The organism is Streptomyces sp. NPDC107500 (assembly GCF_055582785.1).
In genome coordinates this window covers 626,651-640,380 of sequence record NZ_JBVJPF010000001.1, presented here as the reverse complement: position 1 = coordinate 640,380, position 13,730 = coordinate 626,651, and the positions used below count along the sequence as shown (strand labels likewise).

The following is a 13,730-nucleotide window of genomic DNA, read 5'->3' as shown; positions in this document are numbered from 1 at the left end:
CATCTAAGCTGCGACGTGTGGCCAGGACCAAGGAGTTCGATCCGGACGCCGCGCTGCGGGCAGCCCTGGAGCTGTTCTGGGAGCGCGGCTACGAGGGGACGTCGATGTCCGACCTCGTGGAGCGTCTCGGCGTCGGACGCGCCAGCATCTACGCGACCTTCGGCAACAAGCACGAGCTGTACCTGAAGGCGCTGGCGCGGTACGAGGAGGGGCTGCTGCCGGATCTGCTGGCGGACCTGTCCCGGCCGGGCGCCGCCCTGCCGGGCGTCCGGTCCCTGGTGCGACGCTACGCCGCCGAGGCGACCGCCGACGAACTGCGCCTGCGCGGCTGCTTCGTCACCAACACCGCCGCCGAGCTGGCCCCGCACGACCCGGTCGCCGCGCGGCGGGTCGAGCGCAACTGGGACCAGCTGGAGACCGTGCTGCACGCGACGCTGACCCGGGCCGCAGCCCAGGGCGAACTGCCCGCCGGCCGCGATCCGCTCACCCTCGCCCGCATGCTGCTGGTGCTGCTCCAGGGGATGCGGGTGGTGGGGAAGGCGACGGCGGACCCGGCCAGGCTGCGGGACGCGGCGGAACAGGCGCTCGCACTGCTCGACTGATACCCCGCGAGAGCACCTTCTCCGCGAAGGGGCCATCGCACGCTCGCTCACGCCTTCATACTGAACCGAACGGTCAAGAAAAAGGGGAGATTCATGACCACCCAGCGCTTCACCGACAGGACCGCCCTCGTCACCGGCGCGGGCTCGGGCATCGGCCGGGCCGTCGCCGTCGCCCTCGCCGCCGAGGGCGCGAACGTCGTCGTCGCCGGACGCGGGCGGGAACCGCTCGACGAGACGGTGGCCCTGATCGAGGCGGCGGGCGGCAAGGCGCTGGCCGTCGCCGCCGACGTCTCCCGCCCCGACGACGTACGCGCCGTCGTGGACGCCGCCGTCGAGCACTTCGGCTCCCTGGACGTGGCGGTCAACAACGCCGGCGTCTTCCGCGGCGGAGTCCCGCTGGCCGACCTGGCCGAGGCGGACTGGCACGCGCAGCTCGACATCAACGTCACCGGCGTCTTCCTCGCCCTCGCGGCCGAGGTGCGGCAGATGCGCGCCCAGCCGCGCGGCGGGGCGATCGTGAACATCGCCTCCACCTTCGGCGCGCACAAGCGCAGCCCCGGCGCCACGGCCTACGCCGCCACGAAGGCGGCCGTCTCGGCACTGACCCGGGGCGCCGCCATCGACCACATCGCGGACGGCGTCCGCATCAACGCCGTCAGCCCCGGCGCCACGGCGACCTCGATGTCCCTGCGCCCCGGGGAGACGGTGGAGGGCCGGGCCGAGCGCATGCGGGGCGAGACACCGCTCGGCCGGGTCTCGTCGGTGGCGGAGGTCGCGGCGGCCGTGCTGTACCTGGCGTCGGACGACGCCGCGTCGGTGGTGGGCACGGACCTGGTGGTGGACGGCGGCCAGACGGCCTGAGCCGCCCGCGTGCCGCCCGCACGTCATGAGTTGTCCATGGCCCGTCAATCAGGCCGCCCTAGGGTCCGTGACCGCACGCTCCCGTCGCCGTCCGGCGGCGGGAGAGGCCATGACACCCGGAGGCAGCAGTGGATCGTCGTACCCTCCTGCGCACGGCCGTCGTCGGCGGCTCGGCCGTCCTCGGCGGAACCCTGTGGCGCGGTGCCGCGTACGCCGCCCCCGCACAGCCCGGCAGCGGACCGTACGGGGCGCTCGGCTCACCCGACGCCAACGGCCTCCGCCTGCCCGCCGGCTTCACGAGCAGGGTGATCGCCCGTTCCGGCCAGAAAGTCGCGGGCACCTCGTACACCTGGCACAGCGCACCGGACGGCGGCGCCTGCTACCCGGACGGCTCCGGCTGGATCTACGTCTCCAACTCGGAGGTCAACCCCTCCGGCGGCGCGAGCGCGGTGCGGTTCTCCGCCACGGGCGCCGTCACCTCGGCGTACCGCGTGCTCTCCGGCACCCGCCAGAACTGCGCGGGCGGCCGGACGCCGTGGAACACCTGGCTGTCCTGCGAGGAGGTGGACCGCGGCTACGTCTACGAGACCGACCCGTGGGGCGTGAAGGCGGCGGTGCGGCGGGACGCCATGGGCCGCTTCAAGCACGAGGCGGCGGCGGCCGACCCGGTCCGCAAGGTGGTGTACCTGACGGAGGACGTCACCGACGGCTGCTTCTACCGCTTCCGCCCGACCACCTGGGGCGACCTGTCCTCCGGCACGCTGGAGGTGCTGGTGGCGGGCTCGGCCACCAGCGGACCGGTGACCTGGGCGCGGGTCCCCGACCCCTCCGGTGCCACCGCGACCCGCAACCAGGTCTCCGGCGCCAAGCGCTTCAACGGCGGCGAGGGCTGCTACTACGCGGACGACACCTGCTGGTTCACCACCAAGGGCGACAACCGCGTCTGGCAGTACGACGCGGCCGCGCAGACCGTCGAACTGGCCTACGACGACTCCCTGGTGACGTCCGGCGGGGCCCCGCTGACCGGCGTCGACAACGTCACCGGCAGCTCCTCCGGCGACCTGTTCGTCGCGGAGGACGGCGGCAACATGGAGATCTGCGTGATCACGCCGAACGACGTCGTCGCCCCCTTCCTGCGCATCGACGGGCAGTCCGGCTCGGAGATCACCGGGCCGGCCTTCTCCCCCGACGGCTCCCGGCTGTACTTCTCCAGCCAGCGGGGCACGAGCGGGAGTTCGTCCGGTGGGATCACCTACGAGGTGCGCGGGCCGTTCCGCAGCTAGTCCAGGCCCCTCAGTGCCTCGTAGGTGACCCCCGTCAGCCGCTCGGAGGCGGCCCACAGCCGCTCCCCCATCGCGTCGTCGAGGGTCCAGGGCGCCCGCCGGGACGGTGCGGGCGCCCCGCGCCACATCGCGAAGGACGGGCCGGTGAAGGAGTCGGACGGGACACCGGGCGCGGTCGCCGCGTACAGGACGGGCAGCGCGCCCGCCTCCGCGGGCTGGGCGACGACCCGGGCGGCCAGCCCCATCAGCCGGGCCGCCACCCGGCGCCCCTCGGCGCGCGGTCCCGCGGTCATCAGGTTGGTGCGCGCGTATCCCGGGTGGGCGGCGACCGCGCGCACGTCCCAGGCGTCGTCGTGGGCCGCGAGGCGGCGGGCCAGTTCGTGGGTGAAGAGCAGGTTGGCCGATTTCGAGCGGCCGTAGGCGGTCCAACGCCCGTACCGCCGCACGCTGTTCAGGTCGCGCGGATCGACGTTGCCCAGCGCGTGCAGGAAGCTGGAGACGGTCACGACCCGCGCGCCCGGGGTGGCGAGCAGGGTGGGCAGCAGCAGCCCGGTGAGGGCGAAGTGGCCGAGGTGGTTGACGCCGAACTGGGTCTCGAAGCCGTCCGTCGTCGTCCCGTGCGGCAGCGCCATCACCCCGGCGTTGTTGACGAGCAGGTCGAGCCGCTCGTACGGCAGCCCGTACGCGAACTCGCGGATGCCCGCCAGGTCCCCGAGGTCCAGCCGCCCCGGCTCCACCGCGGCCTCCGGCACCTCCGCGAGCAGGCGCTCCACGGCCGCGCTCCCCCGCTCCTCGCTGCGGCAGGCGAGCACCACGCGCGCCCCCTTGCGCGCCAGTTCCCGGGCGACCACGTAGCCGAGGCCGCTGTTGGCTCCGGTGACGACGGCGACCCGCCCGTCCAGGCCGGGGATGTCGCCCGTGTTCCAGCCGGTCATCAGCGGCTCCTTCCCTGCTCCGGACCCGTCTCACCGTACGCGCCCCGCGGCCCGGAACGGAGAGCTACCGTCCGGTCACGTCACGTTCGCGTCACGAGTCCTTCATATCGCCACCACATCTCCGGTATCTCAATAGCTTCGTCACCTCATATCCGCTCATCCACACCATTCCTCATCCGCACGAATCCTCATCCACACCATCCTGGGACTCCCGATGAACCTGCTCCGCAAGCCCGCCGCCGTGGCCGTCGCCGCGCTGGCCCTGGCCGCCCTGCCGGCCGCCGCCCAGGCGCACGACGGCAGCCACCCGTTCAAGAACTGCACCGAGGCGTACGACAACGGGTACTCCAACATCAAGGAGGGCGACCCGCACTACGGCGCGCACCTCGACCGCGACAAGGACGGCGTCGGCTGCGACAAGCCGCCCGCCGGCTTCGAGCCCGCCGACGACTCGGGTGGCTCCGGCGGCTCCGGCGAGAAGGCGACCGACGACGACGCGGGCACCGGCAGCGGCAGCGGCAAGGACTCCGGTGGCGACCGGGCCGCCGGCCAGCAGGGCACCGACCTCGCCGAGACCGGCGGCGACGACAGCACGCCCTACATCGCGGCGGGCGGCGCGATCGTCGTGCTGGCCGGCGGCGGACTGCTGCTGGCCGTCGGCAAGCGGCGCGGCAACGGCGCCGCCTGACCCCCGTACCGGAGCCGGAGCCCCCGCCCGTTCAGCGGCGGGGCTCCGGCGTCTTCAGACTGAAGGCGGCGCTGCTCAGCCAGCGCCGCGCGGCCCGGGCCACCGGGCGCTCCACGAACCGCTGCACGACGTACGACAGCGCGACCAGGGCGACGACGGTGACGGTGACCACGACCCACGGGTGGGCCCGGTCGCCGAAGCGGTGCAGGACGTTCACGCCGATGGCGTCGTGCAGCAGGTAGAGCGGGAAGGTCAGCGTGCCCGCGACGGTCAGCCCGCGCCAGCGGATCCACCGGGTCCAGCCGAGCGCGACCGCGGCGATCAGCAGGAAGAAGACCGTGATGACCAGGACCAGCCAGCCGCGCCACGGCGACCAGGAGTCCCAGTTCAGGCGGCCCCCGTCGGGTGTCAGCAGGTAGTGCAGCGCCACCAGCCACGACATGGCGACGATGCCCCAGAGCAGCGGCGTCGGCCGGTAGCGGTACATGAGGTAGAAGGCCATGCCCGCGATGAAGTACGGCGCGGAGGGCGGGTTGACCAGCAGCGTCAGCAACCGGATGTCGGCACTGGGTGCCAGCACGGCGGCGACCGTCCAGAGCCCGCAGTAGATCACCACGCGCTGGTAGGTCAGGCCCTTCCACACCACGACCGCGAAGGTGAGGTAGAAGCACATCTCCGGCCAGAGCGTCCAGTAGACCGAGTCGAGGTGCTCCACCCCGAGCGGGGTCTGGAGCATCGTCAGGTTGGCGAAGAGCACGCGCGGTGACGGGTGCCCGAACGGGTTGTCGGCGAAGAAGATCACGCAGGCGGTGATCGCGACGGCCGCCCAGTACATCGGGTACAGCCGGGTGACCCGGGAGATGAAGAAGTCACGCGGGGTGCGGCCCCACGCGCTCATGCAGATGACGAAGCCGCTGATCAGGAAGAACAGCTCGACCCCGAGCCGGCCGAAGGCGAAGTAGCCGTGCGCCACGGGGAACACGTCCTCGACGGGGCGGTCCCAGATGGTCTGCATGGTGGACGGCGCCTGGCCGACGAAGTGGAAGAAGACCACGGCCAGGGCGGCCAGGAACCGCAGTCCGTCCAGCGCGGCGAGCCGGTCCCTGCGGACGGGTGGACCGGCCTCGGGCACTCTCGCCTCGGCGGCGGTCCTGGGTCCCGGTACTCCGGAGGCGGTCTCACCCCCACCGCCGTACGTGGCGGTCGTGCCGGCCGGTTCCCTGTGATCCGTCGAGGTCATCCAACCACCGTTCCGGTGTGGGCCGCTGTCCGCTGCCGGGGATCTCAAACTTCGCTGACAGCTTGCCCCTGCTCAACTCACAGGGATTCACACCATGGAACGCGTCACAAACACCGGGTGAACGCGGAGAGGCGGCACCCCCGCACAGGGTGCCGCCTTCTCCCGTGGGCCGGAGCCGCCGCCGATCGGTGAGGGTGGTCGGGTGACAGACGGCGGCTCCGGGGTCTTCGTCCGGGTCGGCTACCGGTGGTCGCTGCCCTTCGAGCGCGACGCCGCGCGGCCGGCCTCGAGGCGGGCCACCGGGATCCGGAACGGCGAGCAGGAGACGTAGTCCAGACCCACCTCGTGGAAGAAGTGGACCGACTCCGGGTCGCCGCCGTGCTCGCCGCAGACGCCGAGCTTCAGGTCGGGGCGGGTGGCGCGGCCGGCCTTCGCGGCGGCGGCGACCAGGGAGCCGACGCCGTCCTTGTCGATGGTCTCGAACGGGGAGACGCCGAAGATGCCCTTCTCCAGGTAGGCCGTGAAGAAGCTGGCCTCGACGTCGTCGCGGCTGAAGCCCCACACGGTCTGGGTCAGGTCGTTGGTGCCGAAGGAGAAGAACTGGGCGGCCTCGGCGATCTGACCGGCGGTCAGCGCGGCGCGCGGCAGCTCGATCATCGTGCCGATGGACAGCTTGAGCTTCGTGCCGGTGGCCGCCTCGACCTCGGCGATGACCTGGTCGGCCTCGTCGCGGACGATCTCCAGCTCCTGCACCGTGCCGACCAGCGGGATCATGATCTCGGCGCGCGGGTCGCCCTTGGCCGCCTTGCGCTCGGCCGCGGCCTCGGCGATCGCCCGGACCTGCATGGTGAACAGGCCGGGGATGACCAGGCCGAGGCGGACGCCGCGCAGGCCCAGCATCGGGTTCTGCTCGTGCAGGCGGTGCACGGCCTGGAGGAGGCGCAGTTCGTTCTCGTGCGGCTCCTGCCGGGACTCGGCGAGCGCCACGCGGACCGACAGCTCGGTGATGTCGGGCAGGAACTCGTGCAGCGGCGGGTCCAGGAGGCGGACGGTGACCGGGAGGCCGTCCATCGACTCGAAGAGCTGGACGAAGTCCTGCTTCTGGAGCGGCAGCAGCTCCTTCAGGGACTCCTCGCGCACGGCCTCGGTGTCGGCCAGGATCAGCCGCTCCACCAGCTCGCGCCGGTCGCCGAGGAACATGTGCTCGGTGCGGCACAGGCCGATGCCCTGGGCGCCGAAGCGGCGGGCGCGCAGCGCGTCCTCGGCGTTGTCGGCGTTGGCGCGCACCCGCAGCCGGCGCTTGCGGTCGGCGAAGGCCATGATCCGGTGCACGGCCTCGACCAGCTCGTCGGCGTCCTCGGCGCCCGCGTGCATGCGGCCCTCGAAGTACTCCACGACCGGGGAGGGCACGACCGGGACCTCGCCCAGGTAGACCTTGCCGGAGGAGCCGTCGATGGAGATGACGTCGCCCTCCTCGACTACGTGCCCGCCGGGCACGGTCATCCGGCGGCGCTTGGTGTCGACCTCCAGCTCCTCGGCGCCGCAGACACAGGTCTTGCCCATGCCGCGCGCGACCACGGCCGCGTGGGAGGTCTTGCCGCCGCGCGAGGTCAGGATGCCCTCGGCGGCGATCATGCCGTCCAGGTCGTCGGGGTTGGTCTCGCGGCGCACCAGGATGACCTTCTCGCCCGAGCGGGACCACTTGACGGCGGTGTACGAGTCGAAGACCGCCTTGCCGACCGCCGCGCCCGGCGAGGCGGCGATGCCCCGGCCGACCTTCTCGACCTTGGCGTCCTCGTCGAAGCGCGGGAACATCAGCTGCGCGAGCTGGGCGCCGTTGACGCGCTGGAGGGCCTCGGCCTCGTCGATCAGGCCCTGGTCGACGAGCTGGGTGGCGATGCGGAAGGCCGCGCCCGCCGTGCGCTTGCCGACACGGGTCTGGAGCATCCACAGCTGGCCGCGCTCGATGGTGAACTCGATGTCGCAGAGGTCCAGGTAGTGGTTCTCCAGCGTCTCCATGATGCGCATCAGCTCGTCGTACGACTTCTTGTCGATCGACTCCAGCTCGGCGAGGGCGACGGTGTTGCGGATGCCCGCGACGACGTCCTCGCCCTGCGCGTTCTGGAGGTAGTCGCCGTAGACGCCCTGGTGGCCGGAGGCGGGGTCGCGGGTGAAGGCGACGCCGGTGCCGGAGTCGGGGCCGAGGTTGCCGAAGACCATGGAGCAGACGTTGACCGCGGTGCCCAGGTCGTGCGGGATGCGCTCCTGGCGGCGGTAGAGCTTGGCGCGCTCGCCGTTCCAGGAGTCGAAGACGGCCTTGATGGCGAGGTCCATCTGCTCGCGCGGGTCCTGCGGGAAGTCCCGGCCCGCCTCGGTCTTGACGATCTTCTTGAACTTGGTGACGAGCTTCTTGAGGTCCGCGGCCTCCAGCTCGGTGTCGACCGCGACCTTCTTGGCCGCCTTGGCCGCCTCCAGCGCCTCCTCGAAGAGGTCGCCGTCGACGCCGAGGACGGTCTTGCCGAACATCTGGATCAGGCGGCGGTAGGAGTCCCAGGCGAAGCGGTCGTCGCCGGCCTGCTTGGCCAGGCCCTGCACCGACTTGTCGGAGAGGCCGATGTTCAGGACCGTGTCCATCATGCCGGGCATGGAGAACTTGGCTCCGGAGCGGACCGACACGAGGAGCGGGTCGTCCGCCTGGCCGAGCTTCTTGCCCATCTTCTGCTCGAGGGCGTCGAGGTGCGCACTCACCTCGTCACGCAGTGCCGCCGGCTCCTCGCCGCTGTCGAGGTAGGTCTTGCAGGCCTCGGTGGTGATCGTGAAGCCGGGAGGGACCGGAAGGCCCAGGTTGGTCATCTCGGCGAGGTTCGCGCCCTTGCCACCGAGGAGGTCCTTGAGGTCCTTGTTGCCCTCGGTGAAGTCGTAAACGAACTTGGTCGCGTTCGTTACCTGAGGTTCTTTGTTTTCCGACACGGGTCTCGACTCCTCGAGGACGCGGTGGCTGCCCTGACGGCGAGGAATCTACCCAGATCAAAGGCCCCTGGGTACGTCCACTTGTGCGTCATACGCCTGTAACCACCCGTCCGCCAGCGGATCGAAAGTCAAGGCTTGGCAAGCGACCGACCGGTTATGTTTTCACTTCTTGAACGAATAAACCGCCTCACATCTCGCTGAGCGCTCAAACGAGCGGCATTCGCTACGTTTGAGTTCGATCGATGAACGATCAAGACGTGGCACCGAGTGCCACACCTTGGAGAAGTGGAGTCGCTCAAGATCCGCTCATCTGAGCGCCACCGCTATCAGAGGTGGCGAGAATCACGCTGCCACAGGCCGCGGTTTTTCACCATGCGGACGGCTGAACGGACCGCCCGCCGCGGACGTACGTCACTGCGGCGGGTCCGGCCCCCTCGCCGGGCCCGCCGTCCACCGGGATTCGTACGGAAGGACCTCCGGGTGCCTGTCTTCGCGCGCTTTCGTCAGCCACCGACCCAGGCCGGTGAGCCGCACGAGGAGGACACGCCGGACGAGCCGCGCGAGCGGCGAGAACCGGACGAACCCCACGAGCCCGACGTGGTCGAGCCCGACGATCCCGGGGAGGCCATCGAAGCCCCTGCCGGCACCGAGCCCGCCGCCGACGCGGAGCCCGCCGGGCTCGAACCCGCCGCCCGCGCGTCCCGCCTCGCCCACTGGCGGGCCTGGCGCACCCGTCACCCGCGCGCCGCCCTCGTCCTGCGCCGCACGACGACCGTCCTCGCCGCCGTGCTGGTGCTCGGGGCCCTGCTGCTGCCGAACACCTTCGTCGCGCTGGAGCCCAGCCGGTTCGCGCGGATCCCGGCGGAGGCGGTCATCGCGGCGGTGCTGCTGCTCTGCCTGCCGCGCGCCGCACGGCTGGTGGCGGCGGCGCTCTTCGGCGTCGGCCTGGGCGTGCTGACCGTGCTGAACCTGCTCGACATGGGCTTCACCGAGTACCTGGGGCGGGGCTTCAACGTGGTCCTCGACTGGGGGCTGCTGGACGACGCCCAGTCGTACGTGGCGGACTCGATGGGCGGGGCGGCGGCGGCCTGGGCGGCCGCGGGCGCGGTGCTGCTCGTCGTGCTGCTGCTGGTGGTGATGGCCCTGGCGGCGGTCCGGCTCGGGGAACTGCTCGCCGCGCACCGGGAGCGGGCGGCCCGGGGCGCGCTGATGGCGGCCACCGTGTGGATGACCTGCGTGGCGCTGGGCGTGCAGACCTTCGGCGTGCCGGTGGCCACCCGGAGCGCCTCCGGGGCGCTGGAGGCGCAGGCCCACCGGGTGGTGGACACGCTGCGCGACGAGGCGGCGTTCGCGAAGGAGGCGAAGGCGGACCGGTTCGGGGCCACGCCCGGCGCGCAGCTGGTGCCCGGCCTGCGCGGCAAGGACATGATCTTCACGTTCATCGAGAGCTACGGCCGCAGCGCCATCGAGGACCCGGTGATGGCGCCCGGCGTCGACCGGACCCTGGACGCGGGCACGAAGGCGCTGGCCGAGAAGGGCTTCCGGGCGAAGAGCGGCTGGCTGACGTCGGCGACGTACGGCGGCAGCAGCTGGCTCGGCCACTCCACGTTCCTGTCCGGGCTGTGGGTGGACAACCAGCAGCGGTACCGCACCGTCACCGCGGGCGACCACCTCACCCTCACCAAGGCGTTCCAGAAGACCGGCGACTGGGACACGGTCGGTGTGATGCCGGGCGTGCAGAAGGCGTGGCCGGAGTCGCAGTGGTACGGCCTCGACAAGGTCTACGACGCGTTCGACGTGGGGTACCGGGGGCCGAAGTTCAGTTGGTCCACCATGCCGGACCAGTACGCGCTGGAGGCGTTCCAGCGCCTGGAGCACGGCAGGGAGCGGGACAAGCCGCTGATGGCCGAGATCATCCTGACCTCCAGCCACCAGCCGTGGGCGCCGATCCCGCGGATGGTCGGCTGGGACGAGGTCGGCGACGGATCGGTCTACGACGGCATCGAGGCGTCGGGGGTGAAGGCGCCGGACATCATCGCCGACTCCACCCGCTCCAAGGAGGAGTACGGCAAGTCGATCGAGTACTCGGTCACCAGCCTCACCCAGTGGCTGGAGCGGTACGGCACCGACGACACCGTCCTCGTCTTCCTCGGCGACCACCAGCCGCTCGCCCGGGTCAGCGGGAACGGGGCGAGCCGGGACGTGCCGGTCTCGGTCGTCGCCAAGGACCCGAAGGTGCTCGACGCCATCGACGACTGGAACTGGACGGAGGGGCTGAAGCCCGCCGAGGACGCGCCGGTGTGGCGGATGAGTTCCTTCCGCGACCGCTTCCTGACGGCGTACGGCTCCACCCCGCACCCGACCACGGGCTGATCAGCCGCCGGAGGTGTCCAGCTCCGCGTCCTCGCCGACGCCCGCGCAGTCGTACGGGTCCTTCAGCCAGCCGTCCGGGAGGACCACCCGGTTGTTGCCGGAGGTGCGGCCGCGCGGGCCGTCGGCGCCGTCGGGCCAGGGCTGGTCCAGGTCGAGTTCGTCGAGGCCCGCGCGCAGCGCCTCCAGGGAAGAGGTGATCGCGAGGCGCTTGCGCATCTCGGAGCCGACCGCGAAGCCCTTGAGGTACCAGGCGACGTGCTTGCGGAAGTCGATGACGCCGCGCGCCTCCTCGCCGATCCACTCCCCCAGCAGCGTGGCGTGCCGGACCATGACATCGGCGACCTCGCGCAGGGTGGGCCGGGCGAAGGAGTCGGTGCGGCCCTCGAAGGCGGCGACCAGGTCGGCGAAGAGCCACGGCCGGCCCAGGCAGCCGCGCCCGACGACCACGCCGTCGCAGCCGGTCTCGCGCACCATCCGCAGCGCGTCCTCGGCGCACCAGATGTCGCCGTTGCCGAGCACCGGGATCTCCGGGACGTGCTCCTTGAGGCGGGCGATGGCGTCCCAGTCGGCGGTGCCGCCGTAGTGCTGGGCGGTGGTGCGGCCGTGCAGGGCGATGGCGCTCACGCCCTCCTCGACGGCGATGCGGCCGGCGTCGAGGAAGGTGAGGTGGTCGTCGTCGATGCCCTTGCGCATCTTCATGGTGACGGGCAGGTCGCCGGCGCCCGTGACGGCCTCGCGGACGATGGCGCGCAGCAGGTTGCGCTTGTACGGGAGGGCCGAGCCGCCGCCCTTGCGGGTCACCTTGGGCACGGGGCAGCCGAAGTTCAGGTCGATGTGGTCGGCGAGGCCCTCCTCCGCGATCATGCGGACGGCCTTGCCGACGGTCACCGGGTCCACGCCGTACAGCTGGATCGAGCGGGGCGTCTCGGTCGCGTCGAAGTGGATCAGCTGCATGGTCTTCTCGTTGCGCTCGACCAGCGCCCGGGTGGTGATCATCTCGCTCACGAACAGGCCCTTGCCACCGCTGAACTCCCTGCACAGGGTGCGGAAGGGCGCGTTGGTGATGCCGGCCATCGGGGCCAGCACGACGGGCGGCGCGACGGTGTGCGGGCCGACCCGCAGCGGCGGGACGGTGGTTCCGGGGGCGGGCGTGGTGAGCGTGGACATTCCTCCATTGTCACGTACGCGGGGCAGTGCTCGGCGGGCCCCGGGCCGGAGATCATGTATTGGTCATTAGTTAGCCGCACTATCGAAACGGGCGTACGATGGCGGTCATGCCGGAGCTCACCCACCGCCGACGCATGCTCGTGCTCGCCATCTGCTGCATGAGCCTGCTGATCGTGAGCATCGACAACACGATCCTCAACGTCGCCCTGCCCGCCGTACAGCGCGATCTGCACGCGAGCACCTCCGGGCTCCAGTGGGCGGTCGACGCGTACACGCTCGTGCTGGCCGCGCTGCTGATGCTGGCCGGGTCCACCGCCGACCGGATCGGCCGCAAGCGGGTCTTCATGACCGGGCTCGTGGTCTTCACCATCGGCTCGCTGCTGTGCTCCCTGGCGCCCGACCTGTCCTCGCTGGTCGTCTTCCGGATGATCCAGGCGGTGGGCGGTTCGATGCTCAACCCGGTCGCCATGTCGATCATCACCAACACCTTCACCGACCCCCGCGAGCGCGCCCGCGCGATCGGGGTGTGGGGTGCGGTGGTGGGCATCTCCATGGCCGCCGGTCCGCTGGTGGGCGGGGTGCTGGTGGAGTCGGTCGGCTGGCGCTCGATCTTCTGGGTCAACCTCCCGGTGGGCCTCGCGGCGCTGCTGCTCACCCTGCGCTTCGTCCCCGAGTCCCGGGCGCCGAAGGCCCGCCGGCCCGACCCGCTGGGCCAGCTGCTGGTGATCGTGCTGTTCGGCTCGCTGACGTACGCGATCATCGAGGCGCCGAACGCCGGGTTCACGGCGGTGCTGCCGTTCGCGGTGCTCGCCGTCGTCGCGCTGGCCGGCCTGCTGCTGCACGAGCCGCGCCGGGCCGAGCCGCTGATCGAGCTGCGCTTCTTCCGGTCGGCTCCGTTCAGCGGCGCCACCGTCATCGCGGTCAGCGCGTTCGCGGCGCTGGGCGGCTTCCTGTTCCTGTCCACGCTGTACCTCCAGAACGTGCGCGGGCTGAGCGCGCTGGAGGCCGGGCTGTGGATGCTGCCGATGGCCCTCCCCACCTTCCTGTGCGCCCCGCTGTCCGGACGGCTGGTCGGCAGCCGGGGGCCGCGGCTGCCGCTGCTGATCGCGGGCGGGGCGCTGACCGTGAGCGGGGCGCTGTTCGCCGCCTTCGAGGCCGAGACCTCCGACGTCACCCTCTTCATCGGCTACGTCCTGTTCGGCATCGGCTTCGGCTTCGTCAACGCCCCCATCACCAACACGGCCGTCTCCGGCATGCCCCGCGCCCAGGCCGGCGTGGCCGCCGCCGTCGCCTCCACCAGCCGCCAGCTGGGCCAGACGCTGGGCGTGGCGGTGGTCGGCGCGGTCCTCGCGGCGGGCGTGGGAGCCTCCTCGTACCGGGACGCCTTCGTCTCCGCCGCCCGCCCCGGCTGGTGGATCCTGGCCGCCTGCGGCCTCGCGGTCCTCGTCCTGGGCGCCCTCACCAGCGGCCCCTGGGCCCGCCGCACGGCGGAACGAACCGCCGAGCGACTCAGGTCACCCGAGGCCCGGGAGGCAGCCCGGGCGAAGGCCTGACGCCCCAAGGGGGCGCGGGGAACTGCGCGACCAGCCCCCACCCACCCGCGGACGGCGA

10 protein-coding genes are annotated in these 13,730 nt (G+C 71.8%); 6 read left to right on the top strand and 4 right to left on the bottom strand.

The annotated features are described in order from the left end of the window. Window positions 1-17: 17 nt before the first annotated feature. From ACZ67M_RS02770 to ACZ67M_RS02760, 3 genes are all read left to right on the top strand, one after another. A complete protein-coding gene (locus ACZ67M_RS02770; protein WP_385798510.1) occupies window positions 18-602 on the top strand; it encodes a TetR/AcrR family transcriptional regulator in 585 nt (194 codons plus the stop codon). Between the two features lie 93 nt (window positions 603-695). Next, window positions 696-1,463, top strand: coding sequence for an SDR family NAD(P)-dependent oxidoreductase (locus ACZ67M_RS02765; RefSeq protein ID WP_469849305.1), 768 nt, complete (start codon window positions 696-698; stop codon window positions 1,461-1,463). Window positions 1,464-1,591: 128 nt separating this feature from the next. Further along, on the top strand, window positions 1,592-2,746 hold the full coding sequence (locus ACZ67M_RS02760; protein WP_392008631.1) for an alkaline phosphatase PhoX: 1,155 nt from the start codon (window positions 1,592-1,594) through the stop codon (window positions 2,744-2,746). Here the strand turns inward: ACZ67M_RS02760 and ACZ67M_RS02755 are convergent. Continuing rightward, a complete protein-coding gene (locus ACZ67M_RS02755) occupies window positions 2,743-3,681 on the bottom strand; it encodes an oxidoreductase (RefSeq protein WP_392100676.1) in 939 nt (312 codons plus the stop codon). The two genes, ACZ67M_RS02760 and ACZ67M_RS02755, sit on opposite strands and share 4 nt — an antisense overlap. 214 nt (window positions 3,682-3,895) lie before the next feature. Between ACZ67M_RS02755 and ACZ67M_RS02750 the strand changes: the two genes are divergently transcribed. Continuing rightward, the gene (locus tag ACZ67M_RS02750; protein ID WP_469849304.1) at window positions 3,896-4,369 is read left to right on the top strand and encodes an LAETG motif-containing sortase-dependent surface protein; all 474 of its coding nucleotides are present in this window, start codon (window positions 3,896-3,898) and stop codon (window positions 4,367-4,369) included. A 31-nt stretch (window positions 4,370-4,400) separates the two neighbouring features. On the opposite strand, the gene ACZ67M_RS02745 is transcribed toward ACZ67M_RS02750, so the two are convergent. Together ACZ67M_RS02745 and ppdK are read right to left on the bottom strand one after the other, a co-directional pair. Next, entirely contained in the window at window positions 4,401-5,609 is a 1,209-nt protein-coding gene (locus ACZ67M_RS02745; RefSeq protein ID WP_392008622.1) for an acyltransferase family protein, read from the bottom strand. A 240-nt stretch (window positions 5,610-5,849) separates the two neighbouring features. Beyond that, window positions 5,850-8,579: a pyruvate, phosphate dikinase gene (gene ppdK / locus ACZ67M_RS02740; protein WP_361354931.1), complete on the bottom strand. Its 2,730-nt coding sequence runs from the start codon at window positions 8,577-8,579 to the stop codon at window positions 5,850-5,852. 480 nt (window positions 8,580-9,059) lie between these two features. On the opposite strand from ppdK, the gene ACZ67M_RS02735 reads away from it, so the two are divergent. Further along, window positions 9,060-10,952: an alkaline phosphatase family protein gene (locus ACZ67M_RS02735; RefSeq protein ID WP_469849302.1), complete on the top strand. Its 1,893-nt coding sequence runs from the start codon at window positions 9,060-9,062 to the stop codon at window positions 10,950-10,952. On the opposite strand, the gene dusB is transcribed toward ACZ67M_RS02735, so the two are convergent. Continuing rightward, entirely contained in the window at window positions 10,953-12,119 is a 1,167-nt protein-coding gene (gene dusB / locus ACZ67M_RS02730) for a tRNA dihydrouridine synthase DusB (RefSeq protein ID WP_392100682.1), read from the bottom strand. A gap of 107 nt (window positions 12,120-12,226) precedes the next feature. Between dusB and ACZ67M_RS02725 the strand changes: the two genes are divergently transcribed. Next, window positions 12,227-13,672 carry an MFS transporter gene (locus ACZ67M_RS02725; RefSeq protein WP_469849299.1) on the top strand — a complete coding sequence of 482 codons (1,446 nt, stop codon included), beginning with the start codon at window positions 12,227-12,229 and terminating at the stop codon, window positions 13,670-13,672. Window positions 13,673-13,730 lie beyond the last annotated feature (58 nt).

Coding starts and splice junctions, on each gene's coding strand:
- ACZ67M_RS02765 (WP_469849305.1), top strand. CDS start 696: ATGACCACCCAGCGCTTCACCGACAGGACCGCCCTCGTCACCGGCGCG.
- ACZ67M_RS02755 (WP_392100676.1), bottom strand. CDS start 3,681: ATGACCGGCTGGAACACGGGCGACATCCCCGGCCTGGACGGGCGGGTC.
- ACZ67M_RS02750 (WP_469849304.1), top strand. CDS start 3,896: ATGAACCTGCTCCGCAAGCCCGCCGCCGTGGCCGTCGCCGCGCTGGCC.
- ACZ67M_RS02745 (WP_392008622.1), bottom strand. CDS start 5,609: ATGACCTCGACGGATCACAGGGAACCGGCCGGCACGACCGCCACGTAC.
- dusB (WP_392100682.1), bottom strand. CDS start 12,119: ATGTCCACGCTCACCACGCCCGCCCCCGGAACCACCGTCCCGCCGCTG.
- ACZ67M_RS02725 (WP_469849299.1), top strand. CDS start 12,227: ATGCCGGAGCTCACCCACCGCCGACGCATGCTCGTGCTCGCCATCTGC.